Genomic DNA, 23,724 nt, shown 5'->3' on the forward strand with positions numbered 1-23,724 from the left:
ATAGAGGCTTCAAACCATCCATCGAAAGAAGCACACCATGAAAACATGTCTGATTGTGATTGACGTCCAGGAGTCCTTTCGCCACCGCCCTTACTTCACCACGCACGACCTGCCCGCCTATCTGCAGGCCCAGAACGCCCTGATCGAAGGCTGCGTGGCGCGCGGCGTGCCGGTGGTGCGGGTGTTCCACAGCGAAGGCCCCGAAGTGCCAGAGAATGCGTTTTCGCAGGTGTCAGGCCAGGTGCGCGCACTCGATGGCCTGGCGCCCTTCGAGGCGGCCGCCACCTTCACCAAGTCGCGCCACAGCGCGCTGGTGGGCACGGGACTGGACGTGTGGCTGACGAGCCATGGCATCCAGCGCCTCATCATCAGCGGCATCCGCACCGAACAATGCTGCGAAACCACCACGCGCCACGCCTCCGACCTGGGCTGGGAGGTGGACTATGTGACCGACGCCACCTTGACCTGGGACATGGTGCAGCCAGACGGCCAGACGCTGGCAGCCGCCGACATCAAGACCCGCACCGCCACCGTGCTGCAGGGCCGCTTTGCCACGCTGCGCACCGTGCGGGAAGCCCTGGACGCCCTGGAAGCGGCCGCAGCCTGACCGCCGGAGAACACCATGCGCGCCACTGTCTGCGAATTGCCCTATCAACCAGACCAGCTCGAAGCCGCCTGGGCCGCGCTGTGCGCCCACACCCACAGCGCGCAATCCGAGCTGGTGCTGCTGCCCGAGTTCGCCTTTGTCGAGCCGGTGTGGGAATCGCTCCCCGCCGATCCTGCACGCTGGGGCGCAGCCGTCGCACTCAGCGACACCTGGGCGACCCGCCTGCCCGAGCTGGGCGCCGACTGGGTGGTGGGCGCGCGCCCGGTCACTGCGGGCGGGCAGCGCCTGAACGAGGGCTTTCTCTGGTCCGCGCAGACCGGCTACGCGCCCCTGCGGCGCAAGTTCCACCTGCCCGATGAACCGGGTGGTTGGGAAGCCCAGTGGTTTGAGCGCGGTGATGCAGCATTTCCCCGTTTCAACGCCGGGCCGCTGGCCTTCGGCCTGAATATTTGCACCGAACTCTGGGCGCTGGACACCTATGCCCACTATGCGGCGCTGGGCGGGCTGCAGGCCATCCTGTCGCCGCGCGCCACAGCGGCCGCCACCACGGACAAATGGCTGGCCGTGGGCACCGTGGCCGCCGTGCGCACTGGCGCCTACAGCCTGTCGTCCAACCGCGCGGACCACGCCGCAGGCACCTATGGCGGCGCGGGCTGGGTCATCAGCCCCGATGGCGCCCTGCTCGCCCGCACCACGGCAGAACAACCCTTTTGCACCGTCGATATCGACCTGAACGCCGCAACGACTGCGCACGGCACCTATCCGCGTTATGTGTTTGCCCACCACCCTCCCCGCACCACACCATGACCACACCATGACCACGCCATCTGCCATCAAACCCCCAAAGCCCCTGCAAGTCGCCATCCTCGTTTTTGACGAGGTGGAAGCCCTGGACCTGGGCGGCCCCTACGAAGTGTTCACCACCGCCGTGCGCATGGCGCAGCGCCTGCAGCCTGGCGCACCCGCGCCATTTGCCGTGCAGTGCGTGGCCCGCAGCCTGGCCCCCGTGCGGGCCCGCGCTGGTCTGCGCGTGCTGCCGGACGCGGACTTCACCAGCGCCACCGCGCCCGATGTGCTCATCGTGCCCGGCGGCGTGGTGGACGCCGCCGCGGCCTGCGCAGACACCCGCGCCTGGGTGGCCCAGGCGGCGCGTGGTGCGCAGATCACCGCCTCGGTGTGCACAGGAGCATTCATCCTGGCAGCCGCAGGCGTGCTGACCGAAGGCCCTGCCACCACCCACTGGGAGGACATTGCTGACCTGCGGGCGCAGTTTCCCACCCTGGATGTGCGGGAAAATGTGCGTTGGGTAGACCGGGGGGCGCTGGTCACGTCGGCCGGCATCAGCGCCGGCATTGACATGAGCCTGCACCTGGTCACCCGGCTGGCGGGCGCAGCACTTGCGGAGCGCACCGCCCGCCAGATGGACACCCCGTGGAACAGGGAGCCATAAACCCCCTTGGGAGCGGCGCCTTTTTCAAGAACTTGTCATGCAGGACACCACACCTTCCCCCATCCACGTGTACTTCGCCCTGCTGCCTGGCAGCCTGGTGCTGGACTGGGCGGGCCCGGCCGAGGCGCTGCGGATTGCCAACCAGACCCTGGTCGCCCTGGGCCAACCAGAGCGCTTTGTGCAGCACTTCGTGAGCCCCACGCCCGAGTCGATGTCGTCCGTGGGGGTCGCTGTCACCGGGCTGGCGCCGCTGCCTGACACACTGCCCAGCCCCGCGTGGGTGGTGCTGGTGGGCCTGGCAGGCCACCACATCGACGTGAGCGGCCCCGAAGCCCAGGCCCTGCTGCACTGGCTGCGCGGCCTGCGCCCGGTGGCCGGGCAGCTGGAGCTGGTCACCGTGTGCGCGGGCGCGGTGCTGGCCGCCCATGCAGGGCTGCTGACCGGCCGGCGCGCCACCACGCACCACCTGCACCTGGACGAGCTGGCCCTGGTAGACCCACGCTGCGACGTGGCCGCCAACCGCGTGTTCGTAGCCGATGGCCCCATCTACACCAGCGCAGGCGTGACCACCGGCATCGACCTGCTGCTCCACCGCATCTCCGACATCTGCAGCCCCACGGTGGCGGTGCAGGTGGCGCAGGCCATGGTGATCGGGCTGCGCCGGGGGCCGGACGACCCGCAGTTCTCGCCGTTTCTGCACCACCGCAACCACATGCATCCCGCACTGCACCGCGTGCAGGACGCCGTGGGCCAGCAACCGCAGGCCGACTGGAGCGTGCCGCAGATGGCCGAGGTGGCACACACCTCGCCGCGCCACCTCACGCGGCTGTTCCTGGAACATGCGGGCATCGCCCCGCTGCAGTACCTGCGGCGCATCCGCCTGGCCACGGCCGAGGCCGCGCTGCGGTCTGGCCAGAACGTGACGCAGGCGGCACTGATGGCGGGGTTCAGCTCCGACACCCAGCTGCGCCGGGCCTGGCACCAGTTCGGGCGCGGAGGCACGCCGTCGCAGGGTACGGGCCGGGCGCGCGCGCACTGAACTGCGGGCACCGGCCCGCTTCGCAGCCTCGGCCACAGCCCCAAAAGGCACCCGCCGCGACGGCACAGACACTGCCATGAAAAAGCCATCGCGCCGATGAGAATGAACGTCTGCAGGCCCCGCGCCCGCAACAGACTCTGGACACCCTGCCCGAGGAGCGCTTTGACCGGGTCACGGCTTTTGCGGCGCACCAATTCAAAGGCCCGGCCCAGCCTTAGAAATCTGCAGCACGTGAATCCGCAGTTTGAATTTCCGCAATTCGACCGTTCTCAGGAACTGGAGGATGCAGCGGCATCCGCTCGAATGACCACACCAATCACGCCCTGGCCTACTGCGCCACAAACCCGCTGGTCTTGATGATGCGCGTCCAAGCCTCGGTGTAGGCCGCCTGGCGGGTGGCCAGCTGCTGCGGTGTCATGTAGCCCACCGTGAGGCCCATGGCCGTCAGGTGCTCGCGCACATCCGGCATCGACACCACCTTGGACAGGGCGATGGAGAACTCGGTGATGAACTTCTGCGGTGTGCCGGTGGGGGCGTAGATGCCGTAGTACGGCAGGTCTTCAAAGCCCTTGAGGCCCATTTCGTCGAACGTGGGCACATCGGGCATGGCGGCCTGGCGCTTGGTGCCGAGCACGCCCACCACGCGCACCTTGCCCGCCTTGTGGTTCTCGATGAAATCCTGCACCGAGGCGACGCCTGCACCGATCTGGTTGCCCAGCATGTCGGCCATCATGGGCGCGCTGCCCCGGTAGGGGGCGGACACCAGGTCGATCTGGTACTTCTGCCCGATCAGCTTGACCAGGAATTCGGGGGTGGAAGCTGGCGCCGGGATACCCACGGCCCCCTTGCCCTGGCCCGCCGTGCGCACCCAGTTGACGTAGTCGCCGAACGACTTGGCGGGCGTGCCGCCCGAGACGGCAAATGCATTCACAAAGGTGGCAAAGCCACCGACGGGAACGAAGTCGCGCACCGGGTCGAAGCCAGCGTTCTTGACCACCTGGGGCAGGATGGAGATGGTGTGGTCGTGCGTGATGAACAGCGTGGTCCCATCGGGCACTGCGGCTTTGAGCGCCTGGGCCGCAATCTGGCCCCCGGCGCCGGGGCGGTTTTCCACCACCACTGGCACGCCCAGTTCGTCCTTGAGCTTCTCGGACAAGGTGCGCGCAATGGCGTCCGAACCACCGCCGGGCGGGAACCCCACCAGCAGGCGAATGGGCTTGGCCGACTGCGCCGACGCGAGCCCCACGGTCAGCGCAGCCCCCAGAAAGGCGCTGGTGCGCAAAAGACGGGACAACAGGCTGCGGCGGGATGGGGTCATGGCAAAAGCTCCAAAAGGATGTGCAATGGGCACCGCAAAAATCAGGCCAGGCGTGCGCGATGGCGCTCCAACTGCAGGCGCACCTGCGCGGGGGCCGTACCCCCCAGCGTGTTGCGGGCGTTGAGCGAGCCACGCAGGCTCAGGCACTCGTACACATCCTTCTCGATGGCGGGGTGAAAGCCCTGCAGCACCGTCAAAGGCAGCTCCGACAGGTCGCACGCGTGCGAGGTGGCCGCCTTCACCGCATGGGCCACGGTTTCGTGCGCGTCGCGGAAGGGCAGGCCCTTTTTCACCAGGTAGTCGGCCAGGTCGGTGGCCGTGGCGTAGCCCTTGAGGGCAGCCTGCTCCATGGCTTGCGCGTTCACGGTGATGCCGCCTTCCTTTTGGCCCGTGGCGGGGTTCATCTGGCCGCCCACCATCTCGGCAAAGATGCGCAGTGTGTCTTTGAGCGTGTCCACGGTGTCGAACAGTGGCTCCTTGTCTTCCTGGTTGTCCTTGTTGTAGGCCAGGGGCTGGCCTTTCATCAGGGTGATGAGGCCCATGAGGTGGCCCACCACGCGGCCGGTCTTGCCGCGCGCCAGTTCCGGCACGTCGGGGTTCTTCTTCTGCGGCATGATGGAAGAGCCGGTGGTGAAGCGGTCGGCGATCTTGATGAAGCCGAAGTTCTGGCTCATCCAGATGATGAGTTCTTCGCTCAAGCGGCTCACGTGCACCATGCACAGGCTGGCGGCGGCGGTGAATTCGATGGCGAAGTCGCGGTCGCTCACGGCGTCCAGGCTGTTCTGGCACACGCCCTCCATGCCCAGGGTTTTTGCGACGCGCTCGCGGTCCAGCGGGTAGGTGGTGCCGGCCAGGGCCGCAGACCCCAGGGGCAGCACGTTGGTGCGGCGGCGCACGTCGGCCATGCGCTCGGCATCGCGCTTGAACATTTCCACATAGGCGAGCATGTGGTGGCCAAAGCTCACCGGCTGAGCCACCTGCAGGTGGGTGAAGCCGGGCAGGATCACCTCGACGTTCTGCTCGGCCACATCCACCAGCGACACCTGCAGCTCTTTGAGCAGGTCGCCGATCAAATCAATCTCGCCGCGCAGCCACAGGCGCACGTCCGTGGCCACCTGGTCGTTGCGGCTGCGGCCGGTGTGCAGGCGCTTGCCAGCGTCGCCCACCAGCTGGGTCAGGCGGGCTTCGATGTTCAGGTGTACGTCTTCAAGGTCCAGCTTCCATTCGAACGCGCCGGATTCGATCTCTTGCGTGATCTGCGCCATGCCGCGCTGGATGGAGGCGTGGTCGGAGGCAGAGATGATGCCCTGCGCGGCGAGCATCTCGGCATGTGCCAGGCTGCCTGCAATATCGGCCTGCCACAGGCGCTTGTCGAAGAACACGCTGGAGGTGTAGCGCTTGACCAGGTCGCTCATGGGCTCGGAAAACAACGCTGACCAGGCCTGGGCCTTGGTGTCGAGCTGGTTGTGGGACGGCGCAGAGTCAGCGCTGGTGGCTTGGGCTTTGGACATAAGGAGGGCAATAATCCGGAGGTTCAGACACCCGGACAACCCGGGCGCCGCAATGCAAAACACGCAAATTTTATCGACCCAGCCCCCGCTGCCCGATTCTGGCCCGCCAGAAAGGTCTGCGCGCAGCGTGCGGGCGGCCGCTGGCGCCGGGCCGGGCGGGCAGCCGCCGCGCGGGCGGGCCCTGGTGTTTGACGCCTGCCAGGTGGGCGTGGTGCTGCGGGCCGTGCTGTTCGTGGAGCTGGTGGTGGGCGTGGGCGCGATGTATGGGGCGGGCAACCCTGTGGAATGGCTGGCCACCCTGGCGCTGCTGACGGGCGGTGCGCTGCCCGCCACGCTGCTGTGGCTGGTCACGGCCTGCAGCCTCAAGACCGTGCTGCAGCGCCTGACCACCGTGCAGCAATACCTGGCGGGCGTGCTGCTGGGTGCCCTGGCCGGGGCCTATGCCTGCGGCATGCTGGCGCTGGTGGCGCAGCCCACCTCGGCCCCCTGGCTGGCCAGCGCCGCCACGGGTGCGCTGCTGGCAGCCATGCTGGTGGCAGCGCTGGTGCTGCGCGCGCGGGGCCGCACGCCCGCGGCCACCACGGCGCGCCTGACGGAGCTGCAGTCACGCATCCGCCCCCATTTTCTGTTCAACACGCTCAACAGCGCCATCGCGCTGGTGCGCGAAGAACCGGCCAAGGCCGAATCGCTGCTGGAAGACCTGTCCGACCTGTTTCGGGTCGCCCTCATCGAGCAGGGTGAATCGACCACGCTGGCCGAAGAAATCACGCTCGCGCGCCGCTACCTGGGCATCGAAGAGGTGCGCTTTGGCAAACGCCTGCAGGTGCAGTGGAACCTGGACCCCCGCACCGATGGCGCCCGCCTGCCCCCGCTGCTGCTGCAGCCCCTGGTGGAAAACGCCGTCAAACACGGCGTGGAGCCCAGCGACCGGGGTGGCAAGCTCCGCGTGCTGACCGAGCTGCGCGGCAGCCGTGTGGTGGTGCGCATCACCAACACCCTTCCCCCCAAGGAAGGCAAGAACGGCCATGGCAATGGAGAGGACACCGCGCCCCGCGGCCACGGCATTGCGCTGGCCAATGTACGTGCGCGGCTGGCGCTGCTGCACGATGTGCAGGGCGAGTTCACCGCTGGCGTGCAGGATGGCCTCTACCAGGTGCGCATTACCCTGCCCGCCCCCGCCCCCCAGCCCCGCCCCCGGGGTGGGCGCAGCACAGCGCCGCCCGCGCGCCGCAGTTCTGGCAACCCCGGCAACCGCCATGGCAGCCGCGCGGCGCCGTTGCAGCGCCGCATGGTGGACAGCCCCAACGACAACAACAGCCCCTTGAGAGACCATGAACATCCTGATCGTTGACGATGAAGCCCTTGCGCGCAGCCGCCTGCGGACCCTGTTGGCCGATTGCGCCCAGGCCCAGCCCGCTCAGCGCATGACGGTGGCCGAGGCCTCCAACGCGAGCGAAACCATGGCACTGCTGGGCCCCACGGGCGGACGGGGTTTTGACCTGGTGCTGCTCGACATCCACATGCCCGGCCAGGACGGCCTGGCCCTGGCCCACACACTGCAGACCCTGCCCCAGCCCCCGGCGGTGGTGTTTGTGACGGCCCACGCCGACCACGCCGTGAGCGCGTTCGAGCTGGACGCCACCGACTACCTGACCAAGCCCGTGCGCCGCGAACGCTTGCAGCAGGCACTGGCCAAGGCGCAGCGCAGCGCACGCCCTTCCGCACCCGCCCAGGCGCCCAGCCTGCCCGAAGGCGAAACCCTGCTGATCCAGGACCGGGGCCGCACCGAACGCCTGCCCCTGGCCGAGGTGCTGTACTTCAAGGCCGAGCAGAAGTACGTGACCGTGCGCACCACCACCCGCAGCTACATCATGGACGGCTCGCTCAGCGAGATAGAAACCAAGTTCGCCCCGCGCTTCCTGCGCATCCACCGCAATGCGCTCGTGGCCCGCCGCGCAGTACGCGCACTGGAGAAACACTACGACCCCGAAGAGGGCGAAGGCTGGGCGGTGCGGCTGCAGGGGTCCACCGAATTGCTGGCGGTCTCCCGCCGGCAAGTCGCGGCCGTGCGAGAGGAGTTGGCGCGCTGATTTTGGCCGCTAGCGTTTGATAGACAAGCGCAGATAGCTATAAATTTAATAGCAATTCTTCAATACACCTCGGGCACGTACATGCTCGCGGGCACCGGCTGGCGCAGGTATTCAGGGTTGCGCACCCGCTCGGGCAGCACCACGGTCGGGTGGGGCACGTCCTGGTAGGGCAGTTGCGACAGCAGGTGGGCGATGCAATTGAGGCGGGCCTTTTTCTTGTCCACCGCCTGCACGACCCACCAAGGCGCCTCAGGGATGTGGGTACGCTCCAGCATCGTCTCTTTGGCCTTGGTGTAGGCCTCCCAGCGCACGCGGCTTTCCAGGTCCATGGGGCTGAGCTTCCACTGCTTGAGCGGGTCGTGGATGCGGCCCAGAAAGCGCAGATGCTGCTCTTCGTCGGTGATGGAGAACCAGTATTTGACGAGTGTGATGCCCGAGCGCACGAGCATCTTTTCAAACTCAGGCACGGTGCGGAAGAACTCTTCGTATTCGTCGTCGGTGCAAAAGCCCATCACCCGCTCGACGCCCGCACGGTTGTACCAGCTGCGGTCAAACAGCACCATCTCGCCGGCCGCAGGCAGGTGCGCCACATAGCGCTGAAAGTACCACTGGGTGCGCTCGCGGTCGTTGGGCGCAGGCAGTGCCGCCACACGGGCCACGCGCGGGTTCAGACGCTGGGTGATGCGCTTGATCACGCCGCCCTTGCCGGCTGCATCGCGCCCCTCGAACAGGATCACCACCTTCTGGCGGCTGTGCTGCACCCAGTCCTGCAGCTTGACGAGTTCACCCTGCAACTGGAACAGATCCTTGAAATACTGCTGGCGCGCCAGGCGATCGGTGGGCTGCGGCGCGCCGATGTCGTCCACATTGCGGTCCTCGATCTCCAGCTCCAGCTCTTCGTCGTAGCTGTCGATGAGGTCGTTGGCGATGCGCTGCATCAGCTCCTGGGTGTCAAGGGTGTTGCTGTGGAACATTGTGCCGTCCGGCGGTGCAAAAAAAGATGGCGCCATGGTGGTACCGCCAAGTGACAGGACCGTGACACGGGTGTGATCTGTCACAGCCACGTCATGTGCAGCAGCCAGGATGCAGGCCCGTGCCCTCCGCTCCCCCCGCCCCCCACCGCCCCAACGCTGCGCCTGCAGGCAACAGCCTGAACTATGGGGGTGATGCCGCCGGGCTCATCTGCGGCTACCTGCTCGCCGCAAACACCGCGCCGCGCGAGGTCGATACCGTGCAGGCGGCGCAGTGGTTGGCAAGCATTCCATCAGGAGCCGCACCGCAAGGGCAGTTCCTGTGGCTGCATTTCAACCTCAGCCACGCGCAGGCCGTGCGCTGGATGGAGCGGCATGCCGACCTGCCCGAAGCTTTTTTTGACGCGCTCAAGGACCGTTCTGTGTCCACCCGCATCGAGCGCGACGACGACACGCTGATCGCGGTGCTCAACGACGCACACTTTGACTTTGCGTTCGAGCCCTCGGACATCGCCACCCTGTGGACCAGCGTGGCGCCGCACCTGATGGTGACTGGGCGCACACGCCCGTTGCGGTCGGTGGACGCACTGCGCACCGCCGTGCGCAGCGGCAATGCGCCCTGCTCCAGCGTGGCCCTGCTGGCCGAGCTGATGCGCACGCAGGCCTCGGGTCTGGTGGACATCGTGCGCGGCGTGACCCAGCGCATCGACGACGTGGAAGACGCGCTGCTGGCCGGGCGCCTGGACCACAAACGCGCACGCCTGGGTGTGCTGCGGCGCCTGCTGGTGCGCCTGCAGCGGCTGCTGGCGCCCGAGCCTGCGGCGTTGTTCCGCCTACTGCAGCATCCACCGGCCTGGATGGGATCGGACGATGCGCAGGAGCTGCGCGACTCCACGGAAGAGTTCTCGGTGGTGCTGCGCGACATGCAGGGACTGCAAGAGCGCATCAAGCTGCTGCAGGAAGAGATCGCAGCCAGCGTGCAGGAAGCCAACAGCCGCAGCCTCTTTGTGCTGACGGTGGTGACCGTGCTGGCCCTGCCCATCAACATCCTGGCTGGCCTGTTCGGCATGAACGTGGGCGGCGTGCCGCTGGCCGACAACGGGCATGGCTTCTGGATCATCGTGGCCGTGGTGGCGGCCTTTACTGCGGTAGCGGGCTGGCTGGCGCTGCGGGGCACGCGAGACCCGTAGTGCCCAGGGCGGCGCCCTGGCCCAGGACTCTTGTCGGGGCCTCTACAATCGCGCCCCTTCCCCGCTCCCGATTGCCTGCCCTGCCATGAACATCGTCGTCAACGAAGAACTCAAAGCCTATATCGAACCCCTGACCCCCGACGAACACGAGGCGCTGGAGCGCAGCATCCTGGCCGAAGGCTGCCGCGACGCGCTGGTGCTGTGGGGCGATGTGCTGGTGGACGGCCACAACCGCTATGGCATCTGTCAAAAGCATGGCCTGCCGTTCCAGACCGTGCAAAACCCGCGCTTTCAGTCGATGGAAGACGTGCACCTGTGGATGATCGACCAGCACCTGGGGCGCCGCAGCGTATCGGATTTCCAGCGCGGCGTACTGGCGCTGCGCAAGCGCGAGATCATGGCCGACCGCAAGGCCCGCGCAACGACGGCCGCAGACACCGAAGCGGCCACCACCCCTGACACCCCCGAAGCTGCGGCCGCCCTGCCCGCACCCTCGCCCCTGGACAGCCGCGAAGCCATTGCCAAGGCCGCGCGCCTGAGCAGCAGCCAGGTGGTGATGATCGAAAAAATCCAGAAGCAGGCCGCACCGGAACTGGTGGCGGCCGTGAAGTCCGGCACCATCTCCATCAATGCGGCAGCTGCCGTAGCCACGCTGCCCGCCGAGGAGCAGGTGGCAGCCGTCGTGGCAGGCAAGGACGAACTCAAGCAGGCCGCCAAGCGCGTGCGCGAACTCAACAAGCGCAAGCCACGCGAAGAAGCGCCATCGGACGAAAGCCCTGCGGCCAAGGACGCCAGCCCGGGCGCTGAAGCGGGCGCCGATGAACTGCAGGCCCTGCGGGCCCGCGTGGCAGAACTGACGGCAGAGAACACCCAGCTGCGTCGGCAGGTGGCGCAATTGCAGGCGGCACTGCCAGAAGGCAGCGCGCCGTTCTGAGCGTCAGCCGTTGGCGTTGCGCAGCGCGCTCAGCCGGTCAGCGATCAGGTCGATGTCGAGCCCGTCTTCGGCGTGGGCCAGGTAGGCTTCCAGATCGGCCATCGCTTCGAGGGTGTTGCCCCGCTCGGCATGGGCCAGCCCCCGATCCCGCCGCTCGCCCCAGGCGTCAGGCAGCAGCACGATGAGCCGGTCGAGCACGGTGATCAAGCGCTGCCAGTCGTGCTGCGTGCGGTGCACCTCTTTCAGATTGCGCAGCATGCGCGCAATGATGTCGCGCGGTGTGGCCGCCTGAAGGTACAGGCCCAGCGGCACGTCGTAGTCGTCCACCAGGCCGTTGCGGCGCTTGTAAGGCTCCAGCCGTTCGGCAAGCTCTTCGCGGCTGAGCGACTGGCCCGAGATCGGGTCCAGCACCACCTGTCCTTTGGGCAGCAGCACCTTGACCATGAAGTGCCCGGGGAATGCAATGCCCCGGGCATGCAGGCCCAGGCCCTGAGCCAGCTCCATCCACAACACGGCCAGGCTGATGGGGATGCCCCGGCGCGTTCGCAGCACGGCGTTGAGATAGCTGTTTTCGGGGTCGTAGTAGTTATTGATGTTGCCGCCAAAGCCCAGGTCGACAAAGAAAAACTGGTTGAGCGTACGCAGGCGCTGCAGCGCAGGTGCGTCGGCAGGCAGGCGGCGCTTGATGCGCGCAAGCAGCTGATCCATGTCGCCCAGCAGTTGCTGCATGTCGAGCTCAGGGTATTCGTCCTGCGCCAGGCTGGCCGCTGCCTCCAGCAGCGGGAAGTGATCATCGCTTTGCACCAGCGATGCAAAGTACTCCAGCGAGGTGGGTACGGAATAGCTCAGTGACATGGTGGTGTTGTAAGTGCCGGGGCGGGCGGCGTCAAGCGACAGAAAGCCCTTCTTGACAGGGCATTTGTGGCCTTCGGTGAAATCAGCGCCGCAACAGCTGGCGCAGCTTGAGCCCGGCTGCCCACAGCGCGCCAAAGTACAGCACGGCAGCAGCAGCCATGAGCGCCGCCAGCAACCCTATCCGCTGCAGGGTTTGCCCCCTCATTTCCACCCAGTCGAAATGCTGCGCACCCCATACCAGCAGCACGGCCAGCAAGGCGCTCGCAGCGATCACCTGCAGGGCGAACTTGCCCCACCCCGGCAGGGGCCGGTAGCTGCCGCGCCGCAGCAAACCGATCAACAGCCAACCGGCATTGATGAGTGCGCCAATGCCGATGGTCAACGTCAGGGCCGCATGCTGCAGGTAACGCACCAGCACCAGGTTCATCAACTGGGTCAGCACCAGCACCGCCACCGCAATGAGCATGGGGGTACGCATGTCATGTTTGGCATAGAAGCCCGGCGCCAGCACCTTGATGGCCACAATGCCCACCAGGCCCACGCCATAACCCGTGAGTGCCAGGGTGGTTTGGCGCACGTCCTGATCGCCAAAGGCCCCATAGTGGTACAGCACCGCCACCAGCGGCTCTGAAAAGACCAGCAAGGCCACCATGCAGGGCACGGACAACAGCACCACCAAGCGCAGCCCCCAGTCGAGCATGGCCGAGTACTGGTCGTCGTCCTGCTTGGCGCGGGCGCTGGCCAGTTGCGGCATCAGTACCACACCCAGCGCCACGCCCAGCAGCGCGGTCGGCAGCTCCATCAGGCGGTCTGCGTAGGTGATCCAGCTCACGCTGCCTGTGGGCAGGTGCGAGGCAATCTGCGTATTGATCAGCAGGGATATCTGCGCCACGCTCACCCCCAGCAGCGCGGGCAGCATCAGCCGTGCCACTTTGCGCGTGGTGGGGTCGGACCAGGCGGCACGAATGGCCGCCCAGCGCACCCCAATGCGCGGCAGCAACCCCAGGCGCACCAGCGCAGGCACCTGGATGGCCAGTTGCAGCAAGCCACCCAGCATCACCCCCGCCGCCTGGGCGTAAATGGGCTCGATGCCATGGCGGGAAAACCAGGGTGCGCCCACCGTGATGGACAGGATCAGTGCGATGTTGAGCAGCACCGGCGACGCCGCCGGCACTGCAAACTTCTTCCAGGTATTGAGAATGCCCCCCGCCAGCGCCACCAGCGACATGAAGCCGATGTACGGGAACATCCAGCGCGTCATGGTGACGGCGGCGTCAAAGCCCTGGGGCGACTGCTTGAGCCCGCTGGCCATGCCCCACACCATCCAGGGGGCGCCCAGCACGCCAGCAATACACAGCAGCACCAGCGTCCATGCCAGCAAGGTGCCCACATGGTCGATCAGCGCGCGGGCACTCTCTTCGCCCTCCTGGGCACGGGTGGCGGACAGCACCGGGACAAAAGCCTGGCTGAAGGCGCCCTCGCCCAGCACCCGCCGGAACAGATTGGGGATACGAAATGCCACATTGAAGGCGTCCGTCATGGCACTAACCCCAAAGACGGAAGCCATGAGAAGCTCTCGCACCAGCCCGGTGATGCGGGAGGCAAGGGTCAAAAGGGAAACGGTGGAGGCGGCTTTGAACAGTGACACGGGCGGGAGTGTATTCCCCCTGAGCCGCTTCGCGCCTTCCCCCAGAGGGGGACGCACCCTGTGGCCTGGCAGAGCCAGTTCCAGGGGTACGCTAGCGATGGCGCTACGCCGGTTTTGAACACCATGGCGATGAACAAACAGCCTTGGGCTATAATCGCGGGCTTTGCTGGCATCATCCACAGACCCAAGGAACTAAATCATGGCATCCGCTAAACCCAAGAAAAAGAACCCGCGCCTGGCGTCGGGCCGCAAGCGCGTCCGTCAGGACATCAAGCTCAACGCTGCGAATACCTCGCTGCGCTCCAAATACCGTACCGCTGTCAAGAACGTCGAAAAGGCTGTTCTGGCTGGCGACAAGACCAAGGCGACCGAACTGTTCGCCAAGATGCAAGCCGTGGTGGACACCGTGGCTGACAAGGGCATCTTCCACAAGAACAAGGCTGCTCGCGACAAGAGCCGTCTGTCTGCCAAGGTGAAAGCCCTGGCACTGGCAGCCGCCTAAACCAACCCCTCCGCCTGCCCCGGCAGGCAAACAGCCCGAACGGCATATGCCGTTCGCCGTTTGTAACGGGTGCGCTGCCAGCAAAAGAAAAACGAATTAAACCGCCTTCGGGCGGTTTTTTCGTTTCTGGACGGGAAGGAAGGGCCGAGCCAAAAGAGCCGGACGCGTGAGGGCCCCGCTTTGGGGCAGCCCATGCTGAAATCCGTGAGAGAGCCAGCGCAAAGGCCGAAAAAGACACCCCTGGCCCGCAAGCGGTCAGGCCACAAGCCGGCTCAGAGCTTGGAGGACGGGGGATCGGGCAGCAGGCAGGCTTCAGCCACCTGCAGATTGTTGTCGCGCGCGAAATTGATGACAAAGTCCCAGGCCATGGGTTCATGGCCCTGCAGATCGCGGTGCACTACCACACATTTCACGCCATTGAGCGTGGTGGGAATGCACCAGGGCGAGTAGCTCAGATGGCTGCCAGGGCGCGCTCCGCCGGGGCGGAAACTGCTCATCACCCCGGCCAGCCGCTCGGCCCAGTCGCTGGGGCGAAAGGTTTTCCCATCGTGGGTGATGCCCTGAATGAAGACTTCTTTGGAGGAGGGGGAAACCATCGGGGATTGGAGTGGTAGTGAGCGCGCCAGACACAGGATCACTGCATGCTGCACCGCAGCGCGACATTCTAACTCTTATATAAGAGCTGGCTCCCTAAACCCTGCGTCGGGCTGCACATAGGGGCCAAAGCTCAGGTAGTGCCCGCATTGCAGTGATGCGCAATCTTCAACAGCCATGCACCGGGCTCCCCCTAGAATCGTGCTTCGCTTTTTCGGGTTTCATACAGGCCACAAGCCAACCCATCACCGCACCGTCTGGAGATTTCTGCATGACCGCTACCACCCCGGCAGCTTCGCCCCACGTGATGAACACCTATGGCCGCGTACCTATCGCGCTGGCCCGTGGGCAAGGCTGCCGAGTCTGGGACGTGAACGGCAAGGAATACCTCGATGGTCTGGGTGGCATCGCCGTGAACACGCTGGGGCACAACCACGCCAAGCTGGTGCCCGCGCTGCAAGACCAGATCACCAAGCTGATCCACACCTCCAACTACTACCACGTGCCGCTGCAAGAGCAACTGGCCGCCAAGCTGGTGGAACTGTCGGGCATGCAGAATGTGTTCTTCTGCAACTCGGGCCTGGAAGCCAACGAAGCCGCGCTCAAGATCGCGCGCAAGTTCGGCGTGGACAAAGGCATCGCCAAGCCCGAGATCGTGGTGTACGAGAAGGCCTTCCACGGTCGGTCGATTGCCACCATGTCGGCCACGGGCAACCCCAAGATCCACAGCGGCTTTGGCCCGCTGGTCGAAGGTTTCATCCGCGTGCCCATGAACGACATCGAGGCCATCAAAAAGGCTACCGAAGGCAACCCCAATGTGGTGGCCGTGTTCTTTGAAACCATCCAGGGGGAAGGTGGCATCAATTCGATGCGCGTGGAATATCTGCAGCAGCTGCGCAAGCTGTGCGACGAGCGCGGCTGGCTCATGATGATTGACGAAGTGCAGTGTGGCGTGGGTCGCACCGGCAAGTGGTTTGCGCACCAATGGGCAGGCATCGTGCCCGACGTGATGCCCCTGGCCAAGGGCCTGGGCTCGGGCGTGCCGATTGGCGCGGTGGTGGCTGGCCCCAAGGCCGCCAACGTACTGCAGCCCGGCAACCACGGCACCACCTTTGGTGGCAACCCCCTGGCCATGCGCGCAGGGGTCGAGACCATCCGCATCATGGAAGAAGAAGGCCTGCTGCAAAATGCGGCCACGGTGGGCGACCACCTGCGGGCAGCGCTGCAGCGCGAACTGGGCAGCCTGCCCGGCGTGAAGGAAATTCGCGGCCAGGGCCTGATGCTGGGCATCGAACTGAACAAGCCCTGCGGCGCACTGATTGGCCGCGCTGCCGAAGCCGGCTTGCTCCTGTCGGTGACGGCCGACAGCGTGATCCGTTTGGTCCCCCCGCTGATCCTGACCACCACCGAGGCCGACGAAATCGTCGCCAAACTGACCCCGCTGGTCAAAGCTATCCTGGCCGAGTAATCGGCCGGAACCGAGACACAAGCCCATGAAACACTACCTGCAGTTCAACGACCTCACCGCCGACGAATACACCTACCTGTTCGAGCGTGCCGCGCTCATCAAGAAGAAGTTCAAGGCCTACGAGAAGCACCACCCTCTGGTAGACCGCACGCTGGCCATGATCTTCGAGAAGGCCAGCACGCGCACGCGCGTGAGCTTCGAGGCCGGCATGTACCAGCTCGGCGGCAGCGTGGTGCACCTGACCACCGGCGACAGCCAGCTGGGCCGCGCCGAGCCGATTGAAGACAGCGCCAAGGTCATCAGCCGCATGGTGGACCTGGTGATGATCCGGACCTACGAGCAGGCCAAGATCGAGCGTTTTGCCGCCAACTCCCGCGTGCCGGTCATCAATGGTCTGACGAACGAATACCACCCCTGCCAGATCCTGGCGGACATCTTCACCTACATCGAGCACCGCGGCTCCATCCAGGGCAAGACGGTGGCCTGGGTGGGCGACGGCAACAACATGGCCAATACCTGGCTGCAGGCGGCTGCGCTGCTGGGCTTCAAGGTGCATGTGAGCACACCCCGTGGCTACGAAATTGATGAGAAATTGGCCGCTGGCGCAGGTGGGACAAGCGCAAGCAGCTATCAATTTTTTAGCAACCCGCTTGAAGCCTGCCAAGGCGCCGACTTGGTCACTACCGATGTGTGGACCAGCATGGGCTACGAGGCAGAAAACGAAGAGCGCAAAAAGGCGTTTGCCGACTGGTGTGTAGACGCCGAGATGATGGCCGCCGCCAAGCCTGATGCGCTGTTCATGCACTGCCTGCCTGCGCACCGGGGCGAGGAAGTCGAGGCGGATGTGATCGACGGGCCGCAGTCGGTGGTGTGGGATGAGGCAGAAAACAGGATGCACGTGCAGAAGGCACTCATGGAGTACCTTCTGCTCGGCCGCATAGCCTGATTTTTTGGCTCTCCATGCCTTGGCGTCGCCAGCCCGCCCACAGCGCTGAACTGCTGGCACACTGGGCATCGCTGGGCCAAGCACTCGGCCGGGATACACCGGCGTGGCGTAAAGAGGGGCGACGGCTTGTGCTCAGTTGGGCTCGCTGGCCGCGCGCCTACCACGACACCACCCACCTCTGGGCCTGCCTGCGGCATTGGCACGTGGTGCAGGATCAGCAACCCGGCGCACTCGACAACCCCCACGCTGTTGCGCTGGCCCTGTGGTATCACGATGCCATTTACTGGCCGTGGAGCAAACACAACGAAGAGCGCAGCGCCGACTGGGCAAGCCGCTTCATCCTGGGCCAGGGCCTACCCCCCACGCTGGCGCAAACCGTGCACCAGCACATCCTCGACACCCGCCACACCCCCGGCCCACTCACGGGCGATGCACAGTGGGTGGTCGACATCGACCTGGCGATCCTCGGCCAGAGTGACGCGGTGTACCGCCAGTTCGAACGCAATGTGCGGCGCGAATACTTTTTTGTACGCTGGCCACTTTACGTAGCGGGGCGCAGCGGGGTGCTGCAGGGGTTTCTTGACCGGCCGCGCATCTACGGCACGGATTTTTTTGTGCAGCGCTTTGAGGCGCAAGCGCGTAGCAATCTCAGCAACGCATTGAAGGCTCTGCAGGACGGAAAAATCTATGCGTGAACCTCAGTCGCACGGCTGAAAGCGCTTGCATTCGTCCGCCACCTGTATGGAAGTCACCGTGTTCTCACCGTCCATATACTGGGCAGTGAACTTCACCCAGCTGCCCTCGGGAATGTTGGCCAGCAACGCACTATCCATCACCCGAAAGGTCTGTGTCGTGAAGGGAAGTGTCGCAAGGGGCAGCAGCTTCAAGCGGACATAGAGCTTGTTCCCGACCTTTGGCCCGACAGACACCAGGCGCGCGCGGGTGAACACCGGTGCCGCAGGCGCCGCACCCTCTTCACGCACCGCCGGCGCTGGCGCGCCGAATTGGGCTGCTGCGCTGCCGATGACGATGGCACCCAGGGCCAAAGCCACCGTTCGGCACAGCAGACGCCGACTCACATCTGTTCGCTGCGCCATATCGCCTCCTACATGGTTGCGGCGCGATGACCGCGGATCAGAACGCCCACGCCCCCAACTGGTAATAGTCAAATCCGCTCGTACGCCCGCCCAGGCATTTGGCCAGGAAGTCCTCGGTTTTTCGGTACATGGTGAGGTTGTTGGTCCATTTCTGGTTGCCATGGCCGTCGCCCTTGAAGGTGACGTACTCCACGTCTTTACCCGCTCTGCGCAGCGCCGCCACCATCCATTCGGACTGCTCCAGCTTCACGCGCGGATCGTTCACGCCGTGCATGATGAGGATGGGCTTTTGCGCATGTTCAGCGCGGTGCAGGGGCGACTTGGCGTCCATGCGCGCGCGGTCTGCCGGCACGGCGGGGTTGCCCACGTAGCGGTGCCACCACGGCAAGCCCAACTCCCAGTAGGGCGGCGCGGCTTCCAGCAGGCGGGCAATGTCCGTCACGCCGACCACATCCACCGCACAGGCAAAGACTTCGGGCGTGAAAGTCGCGCCCACCAGTGCCGAGTAACCCCCATAGCTGGCTCCATAAATCGCAACGCGCGCCGGGTCGGCCACACCGCGCTCTACAGCCCAGCGCACGCCATCGACCAGGTCGCCGTGCATGCGGCCCGCGAACTCGCCCATGGCTTTTTCCATGTGCGCGCGGCCATAGCCACTGGAGCCCCGGTAGTTGACCTGCAGCACCGCGTAGCCCCGGTTGGCCAGAAACTGCTGCAGCGCGCGGCTGGGGGCGGTGTCGCCCCAGCGGTCTCGCGCCCACGGCCCGCCGTGCACCAGTAGCACCATGGGCAGCTGGCGCGGCTGCTCTACGCCCGCAGGCAAAGTGAGGTAGCCGTGGATGGGCAGGCCGTCCCGTGCCGTGTAGGTGATGAGTTCGGACGACGACAGGGCGTGCGCGATCAGGCTCAGGCGGGTCTCTCCCAGAAACTGCGGCTCTTGCCCATCGCGCAGCAGGTAGGTGCGCGCGCCCCGGTCGGTGGCAACGGCCACCGTGAGCACGCGGTCGGAATCATCGGCGCTGACCACGCGCACGTCCGCCGGCTTATCCCCAGCCAACGCAGACAACCGCTCTGCCAGCCACGGGTCGAACACCTTGCGCTGTGGATAGCCCGGCATGTAGTAAGCCACCAGCGGTTCACGCGTGCGGCGGCTGAGCGTCACGTTGTCCAGATCCACCTCGGCAGAAGCAAACAGTTCTTCCTCGGCGCCCGTAGTCATATCCAGCCGCACCAGCGCCAGCTTGTCGCGCCCTCGGTTGGACACCGCCCAGGCTTTGCGCCCTTCATCGTGCAGGCCAAAGATGTTCAGCGTGTCCCAGCGACTGCGTTGCGTGATGGTGAGCCAGCTGCCGGGCTCCGCGCCCAAGCGCTCGACCAGCGTCTGGTCACCCTGGATCTGCGCGCGGGCGCGCAGCTGCCCGGTTCGGTCCACCCCCCACCATGTGACGTTGCCGGGGTTGGTGACCAGCAGCACCGGGGCGCCGCCCGCCGGGTTTACGCGGTACAGGTCAAACACCTTCTTGTCGCGCAGGTTGGAGGTGACGATGAAGTCGGAGGAGCCCTCCACCACCTCGGCCAGATGCACGACCGAGCGCTGTGCGGGCATCAATTCACGCAAATCCGTATCGGCGCCATCCACACGCCCCACGTAAATGCGGGTGTTCTCGTCGCCGGTCGGGTCTGCGGTGATGCTCAGCCAGCGACTGTCGGCACTGAAGCGCACGGAACGCGCACGGATGCGAAACGCCTTGGCATCGCTGCCGTCGATGGAGCGCACCCAGATCGCAGGCACCACCCCGTCAGTGCCGAACCACGCGATGCGCTTGCCGTCGGGCGACACCTGGTAGCCGCCCGTGGACTGGCGGCTGGCCACAAAGTCGCGCACCGGGATCAGCTCGGGCAGCTGGGCACCTGCTAACGACGGGTGTGTGGGACCACTGGCACAGCCCACCAAGACCAGCAAGCCGAACAATGCCATGCCGCCGCTCCACCATCGCAATGCTGTTCTTTTTGTGCCCTGCTGCTGCGCCATACCCATCTCCCCGGATTGTTGAATTGTGAATGTAGTGATTGTGCAAAGTGTTGCCTTAAGGTCTGCCAAAGGCCGCGTTTGCACATTGCCCCAAATGCGACGCACCCAACAAGCAAGGTTGGATGGATCCAGGAGGGCTTTGCCAGTGAGGCACTGTTTCAGCAACGGCGCTCACACCGCTAGCAACTTTCGATAAATCGTGTTGCGCTTGACCACCTGAAAGCCGCAGTCCGCATACACACGATTAGCGCCTGTCAGGTTCTCACCGTCCACCGCCAGCGCCGACTCGGCCATCCCTTCGTCGGCCAACAGGCGGAGGCTGCGGGCGATCAATGCCCTTGCAAGACCGCGTCTGCGCCACTTGCGCCCCACGCTGATGAACTCGGTGTAGCCCCGGCGCCGTGACAGATGGCGGTTCTCATCCTCGTTGATATACGTGCGGATTTGGCCTGCGACCTCATTGCCGTCCCACGCCACCTGCCAGCGCGAGGGCTGGAAAATCCGGCTCTCCAGCCAGGTGTCGTAATCACGAGGCAACGGCGGTGCCATGCCCCAGTGGTCTTCAAACGCAGTGTGGTGAGCGTCCCAGATGGCGCGGTAGTGCTCTGGAAAAACGGGCCGCAGTTCCAGCCCTTGCGGCAGGGGAAAGTCCGGCGCAGCCTGCAGTTCTGTGTTCAGCATTTCAAAGAAATACCGCATCGGCGCATAGCCTCTGGCCTCCAGCAGTTTCGCGCGCGCTTCCTCGCCTTGCTGCACATAGGCATGGTGCACGTGCGGGCCGCCCGGCTGCTGCGCTGCCACGATGTGGTGCCGCTGCTCAATCCAACCTTGCAGCACACGACCAATGCCGCGCCCGCGCCAACGCCCGGGCACAAAACCGATTTGCGCGTGCAGCGTCAACCCGTCGGCCTGGGTAAACCGCCAGCACCGGCCATAGCCCACCAGCTCGCCATCCAGCTCGGCCATGATTGCGTCGTGATACGGATCACAGTTGGTGAAGGCGGCGTAGTCGCTTGCCAGGTCTTCGGGCGCGCGGCGTGCGAGCACCCCGTCTGCATCAAAGCTGGCATTGGCCACCTCGACCATGGCCGGGAAGTCCGATGGGCCACAAAACGGCCGCAGCACCAACCCAGAAGGGGCCGATAAATTCATCGTCGATTGGTCATCACCCACAAGAGCATCCTCCCCAGCTTCTTCCATTCATTCTTCTTCTCCCTCAAACGTCGGTGCGCGAGTCACGTTGGGCTGCGCCCGCTGACATTGTGCAAACCACAGCCTTAACGCCAGCCAAAGGCACCGCTTCAAACAGCGCGCAGGCGCCACAGCACCCGCCACAATCGCACCCCATGCACATCCTGCTCATCGAAGACGATCTGGACCTGGGCCGCGCGCTGCAGTCCGCGCTGAAGGTGGAGGGCCTGACCAGCGAATGGCTGCGCCGCACGGTGGATGCCCCGGCCACTGTCGATGCCACCACCATCGACTGCGTGCTGCTGGACCTGACGCTGCCCGACGGCAGCGGCTTCGACCTGCTGGCGCGCTGGCGGGCGCAGGGCGAGCAGGTGCCCATCATCGTGATCACCGCGCGCTCGGCCGTGGAAGACCGGCTGGCCGGGCTGGATGGCGGAGCCGATGATTTCGTGGTCAAGCCTTTTGCTACGGCCGAACTGCTCTCGCGCCTCCGCGCCGTGCTGCGCCGCAGCGCCCGCCAGGCCAGCGAGCGTTGGGTGCTGGGCGAGCTGGTGATCGAGCCGCGGCGCCATGCCGTGCAGCGCAATGGCACGGTGCTGGATGTGTCACCGCGCGAGTTCCAGCTGCTGCTGGAACTCGCGCGCGAGCCGGGGGTGGTGGTGTCCAAAAGCCTGCTCTCGCAGCGGCTGGACCCGCTGGGCGAGCCCGTGGACTTTGGCGCCATCGAAGTGCATGTGTCCAACCTGCGTCGCAAGATCGGTGCGGAGCTGATCCGCACCGTGCGCGGCGTGGGCTATCTGTTGCAGGCATGAGCATGAGCACCCCCGCCTTCCCCCCGAGCACCGGCAGCCGTACGCCCCGCCAGTTGCGCGCGACATGGCGTCGGCTGGCCGAGCCCACGCTGGTGCGACGCAGCGTGTTGTCCGTCACCGTGGCGTTTGTGCTGGTGTGGGCTGTGCTGCTGGGCTACAACTACTTCAACTACAAGCAGGCCATCACCAACGACCCGGGGCTGCTGAAGTACGGCGACGCGCTGCTCGAGTCGCTCACCCCGATCACGGACCCGGCGCAGGCCGCTGCGGCCGTAGCGGCCACCAACCACTGGACCAACATCCGCCGTCGCCAGATTGGCCTGCTGCCGGGCGCATCGATGCATGAGCTGCGCAACAGCGCCACAGGGCAGGTGGTCTATTCCCCCGCAGGTCTTCAAGAGCTGGACATCCCACTGCCTGCTCTGCAAGAAGGCTCTGCCCTTTCCGAATCCGTCGTGCAGGGCAAGCCCTATCGGATCTACGTCGGCCACAACGCCCGCTGGACACTGCGCATTGTCGATAACAAGCGGACGGATGTGGATTACTTGGCCTACAACGGCCGCTACCTGGTGCCCTATCTCCTGTTGGCCGCCCCCTTCGTGCTGCTGCCCGTGTGGCTGTCAGTGCGCAACGGCCTGCGCCCGCTGCAGCAGTTGGCAAACCTCATCGCCCGCAGGGACAAGGACGATCTGCAGCCCGTTGGCTTCCGCGCCCGCCACCGCGAGCTCAAGCCACTGGAACAGTCGCTCGACCACTTTCTGGCCCAGTTGCGCCAGAAGGTGGAGCGCGAGCGCGCCTTTGTGCAGGACGCTGCGCACGAGATCCGCACGCCGCTGGCCGTTATCACTGCCCAGGCCCACGTGATGGCCCGCTCGCCTAGCGAAGAGGAACGCATGCAGGCCCAGGCGCACCTGGAGCAGGCCATCGCCCGCACCTCGCACCTGGCACAGCAACTGCTCGACCTGGCCGCGCTGGACGACGCACAGCGCCCCGCACCGCGTGACCTGGACGTGGCGCAATGGCTGCGTGGCGCGCTGGCGCAGGCCGCGCCGCAGGCGATGGAGCGGCAGATCGAGCTGTCGCTGGACGCGCCCGACACCTTGCCCGCCCGGCTAGACCAGCCTGCGCTCGAATCCATCGCCCACAACCTCATCGACAACGCGGTGCGCTACACGCCTGACGGCGGCAACGTGGCGGTGGCACTGTGGCGCGAGGGCACGGCGCTGCACCTGTCGGTGCAGGACGACGGGCCGGGCATCGCGGCCACCGAGCAATCGCATGTGTTCGAGCGCTTCTACCGGGGCCTGGGCCATGCCGCCAACGGCTCGGGCCTGGGCCTGGCCATCGTGCGGCAGGCGATGCTGCGCATGGGCGGGCAGGTGCAGATCGGTGCGGGCCTGAACGGCCGGGGCGTGGGCTTTTTCGTTAGCATTCCCCTCCCGCACAGCGCCTGACGGCCCCGCCGTAGG

Annotated in this window: 23 protein-coding genes; 14 read left to right on the forward strand and 9 right to left on the reverse strand. The window is 65.8% G+C overall.

Going from position 1 to position 23,724, the window contains the following annotated elements; genetic code table 11:
* Nucleotides 1-37: 37 nt before the first annotated feature.
* The 4 genes from ACODS0_RS17710 to ACODS0_RS17725 are packed head-to-tail and all read left to right on the forward strand — an operon-like array spanning nucleotide 38 to nucleotide 3,096.
* Nucleotides 38-607 carry a cysteine hydrolase family protein gene (locus ACODS0_RS17710; RefSeq protein ID WP_228899842.1) on the forward strand — a complete coding sequence of 190 codons (570 nt, stop codon included), beginning with the start codon at nucleotides 38-40 and terminating at the stop codon, nucleotides 605-607.
* Between the two features lie 15 nt (nucleotides 608-622).
* A complete protein-coding gene (locus tag ACODS0_RS17715; RefSeq protein WP_488836181.1) occupies nucleotides 623-1,414 on the forward strand; it encodes a carbon-nitrogen hydrolase family protein in 792 nt (263 codons plus the stop codon).
* Between the two features lie 7 nt (nucleotides 1,415-1,421).
* Nucleotides 1,422-2,057, forward strand: coding sequence for a DJ-1/PfpI family protein (locus ACODS0_RS17720; protein ID WP_488836182.1), 636 nt, complete (start codon nucleotides 1,422-1,424; stop codon nucleotides 2,055-2,057).
* A gap of 37 nt (nucleotides 2,058-2,094) precedes the next feature.
* The gene (locus ACODS0_RS17725) at nucleotides 2,095-3,096 is read left to right on the forward strand and encodes a GlxA family transcriptional regulator (RefSeq protein ID WP_488836183.1); all 1,002 of its coding nucleotides are present in this window, start codon (nucleotides 2,095-2,097) and stop codon (nucleotides 3,094-3,096) included.
* Nucleotides 3,097-3,424: 328 nt separating this feature from the next.
* On the opposite strand, the gene ACODS0_RS17730 is transcribed toward ACODS0_RS17725, so the two are convergent.
* A complete protein-coding gene (locus tag ACODS0_RS17730) occupies nucleotides 3,425-4,414 on the reverse strand; it encodes a Bug family tripartite tricarboxylate transporter substrate binding protein (protein ID WP_488836184.1) in 990 nt (329 codons plus the stop codon).
* A 41-nt stretch (nucleotides 4,415-4,455) separates the two neighbouring features.
* On the reverse strand, nucleotides 4,456-5,925 hold the full coding sequence (argH, locus tag ACODS0_RS17735; protein WP_488836185.1) for an argininosuccinate lyase: 1,470 nt from the start codon (nucleotides 5,923-5,925) through the stop codon (nucleotides 4,456-4,458).
* Between the two features lie 52 nt (nucleotides 5,926-5,977).
* Here argH and ACODS0_RS17740 point away from each other — a divergent pair, with 52 nt between their 5' ends.
* Both ACODS0_RS17740 and ACODS0_RS17745 read left to right on the forward strand, forming a co-directional pair.
* Entirely contained in the window at nucleotides 5,978-7,276 is a 1,299-nt protein-coding gene (locus ACODS0_RS17740) for a sensor histidine kinase (RefSeq protein WP_488836186.1), read from the forward strand.
* Complete coding sequence (locus ACODS0_RS17745; RefSeq protein WP_055394454.1) at nucleotides 7,257-8,015, forward strand: LytR/AlgR family response regulator transcription factor; 759 nt, start codon at nucleotides 7,257-7,259, stop codon at nucleotides 8,013-8,015. The genes ACODS0_RS17740 and ACODS0_RS17745 overlap by 20 nt, the downstream gene beginning before the upstream one ends.
* Nucleotides 8,016-8,074: 59 nt before the next feature.
* On the opposite strand, the gene ppk2 is transcribed toward ACODS0_RS17745, so the two are convergent.
* Nucleotides 8,075-8,989, reverse strand: a complete 915-nt coding sequence (ppk2, locus tag ACODS0_RS17750) for a polyphosphate kinase 2 (protein ID WP_121508792.1) — start codon at nucleotides 8,987-8,989, stop codon at nucleotides 8,075-8,077.
* A 119-nt stretch (nucleotides 8,990-9,108) separates the two neighbouring features.
* Here ppk2 and ACODS0_RS17755 point away from each other — a divergent pair, with 119 nt between their 5' ends.
* The gene (locus ACODS0_RS17755) at nucleotides 9,109-10,176 is read left to right on the forward strand and encodes a transporter (protein WP_233559384.1); all 1,068 of its coding nucleotides are present in this window, start codon (nucleotides 9,109-9,111) and stop codon (nucleotides 10,174-10,176) included.
* An 85-nt stretch (nucleotides 10,177-10,261) separates the two neighbouring features.
* Nucleotides 10,262-11,110 (forward strand): ParB N-terminal domain-containing protein, encoded by an 849-nt coding sequence (locus tag ACODS0_RS17760; RefSeq protein ID WP_488836187.1) that lies wholly within the window; start codon nucleotides 10,262-10,264, stop codon nucleotides 11,108-11,110.
* 3 nt (nucleotides 11,111-11,113) lie between these two features.
* On the opposite strand, the gene ACODS0_RS17765 is transcribed toward ACODS0_RS17760, so the two are convergent.
* Nucleotides 11,114-11,965 carry a SirB1 family protein gene (locus tag ACODS0_RS17765; RefSeq protein WP_121422607.1) on the reverse strand — a complete coding sequence of 284 codons (852 nt, stop codon included), beginning with the start codon at nucleotides 11,963-11,965 and terminating at the stop codon, nucleotides 11,114-11,116.
* Nucleotides 11,966-12,047: 82 nt separating this feature from the next.
* A complete protein-coding gene (gene murJ / locus ACODS0_RS17770; RefSeq protein ID WP_121419265.1) occupies nucleotides 12,048-13,613 on the reverse strand; it encodes a murein biosynthesis integral membrane protein MurJ in 1,566 nt (521 codons plus the stop codon).
* A 199-nt stretch (nucleotides 13,614-13,812) separates the two neighbouring features.
* On the opposite strand from murJ, the gene rpsT reads away from it, so the two are divergent.
* The gene (gene rpsT / locus ACODS0_RS17775) at nucleotides 13,813-14,115 is read left to right on the forward strand and encodes a 30S ribosomal protein S20 (RefSeq protein ID WP_008905691.1); all 303 of its coding nucleotides are present in this window, start codon (nucleotides 13,813-13,815) and stop codon (nucleotides 14,113-14,115) included.
* 272 nt (nucleotides 14,116-14,387) lie between these two features.
* On the opposite strand, the gene ACODS0_RS17780 is transcribed toward rpsT, so the two are convergent.
* Entirely contained in the window at nucleotides 14,388-14,711 is a 324-nt protein-coding gene (locus ACODS0_RS17780) for a DUF3579 domain-containing protein (protein WP_121507234.1), read from the reverse strand.
* A gap of 269 nt (nucleotides 14,712-14,980) precedes the next feature.
* On the opposite strand from ACODS0_RS17780, the gene ACODS0_RS17785 reads away from it, so the two are divergent.
* Genes ACODS0_RS17785 through ACODS0_RS17795 form a run of 3 tightly spaced genes read left to right on the forward strand, consistent with a single transcriptional unit; the run spans nucleotide 14,981 to nucleotide 17,818 of the window.
* Nucleotides 14,981-16,177 (forward strand): aspartate aminotransferase family protein, encoded by a 1,197-nt coding sequence (locus ACODS0_RS17785; protein WP_121507235.1) that lies wholly within the window; start codon nucleotides 14,981-14,983, stop codon nucleotides 16,175-16,177.
* A 25-nt stretch (nucleotides 16,178-16,202) separates the two neighbouring features.
* Nucleotides 16,203-17,123 carry an ornithine carbamoyltransferase gene (gene argF, locus ACODS0_RS17790; protein ID WP_121507236.1) on the forward strand — a complete coding sequence of 307 codons (921 nt, stop codon included), beginning with the start codon at nucleotides 16,203-16,205 and terminating at the stop codon, nucleotides 17,121-17,123.
* A 14-nt stretch (nucleotides 17,124-17,137) separates the two neighbouring features.
* Nucleotides 17,138-17,818, forward strand: coding sequence for an HD domain-containing protein (locus ACODS0_RS17795; RefSeq protein ID WP_488836188.1), 681 nt, complete (start codon nucleotides 17,138-17,140; stop codon nucleotides 17,816-17,818).
* A gap of 3 nt (nucleotides 17,819-17,821) precedes the next feature.
* Here ACODS0_RS17795 and ACODS0_RS17800 read toward each other — a convergent pair whose 3' ends face one another.
* The 3 genes from ACODS0_RS17800 to ACODS0_RS17810 all read right to left on the reverse strand — a co-directional run bounded on the left by ACODS0_RS17800 (nucleotide 17,822) and on the right by ACODS0_RS17810 (nucleotide 21,404).
* Nucleotides 17,822-18,220 carry a hypothetical protein gene (locus tag ACODS0_RS17800; RefSeq protein WP_488836189.1) on the reverse strand — a complete coding sequence of 133 codons (399 nt, stop codon included), beginning with the start codon at nucleotides 18,218-18,220 and terminating at the stop codon, nucleotides 17,822-17,824.
* Between the two features lie 37 nt (nucleotides 18,221-18,257).
* Nucleotides 18,258-20,198 carry a S9 family peptidase gene (locus tag ACODS0_RS17805; RefSeq protein ID WP_488836190.1) on the reverse strand — a complete coding sequence of 647 codons (1,941 nt, stop codon included), beginning with the start codon at nucleotides 20,196-20,198 and terminating at the stop codon, nucleotides 18,258-18,260.
* A gap of 225 nt (nucleotides 20,199-20,423) precedes the next feature.
* Nucleotides 20,424-21,404 (reverse strand): GNAT family N-acetyltransferase, encoded by a 981-nt coding sequence (locus tag ACODS0_RS17810; protein WP_488836191.1) that lies wholly within the window; start codon nucleotides 21,402-21,404, stop codon nucleotides 20,424-20,426.
* Nucleotides 21,405-21,598: 194 nt separating this feature from the next.
* Here ACODS0_RS17810 and ACODS0_RS17815 point away from each other — a divergent pair, with 194 nt between their 5' ends.
* A complete protein-coding gene (locus ACODS0_RS17815; RefSeq protein ID WP_488836192.1) occupies nucleotides 21,599-22,255 on the forward strand; it encodes a response regulator transcription factor in 657 nt (218 codons plus the stop codon).
* Between the two features lie 2 nt (nucleotides 22,256-22,257).
* Nucleotides 22,258-23,709: a sensor histidine kinase gene (locus tag ACODS0_RS17820; protein WP_488836193.1), complete on the forward strand. Its 1,452-nt coding sequence runs from the start codon at nucleotides 22,258-22,260 to the stop codon at nucleotides 23,707-23,709.
* Nucleotides 23,710-23,724: the final 15 nt, after the last annotated feature.

The sequence above is a fragment of the Acidovorax sp. FG60 genome (assembly GCF_057808995.1).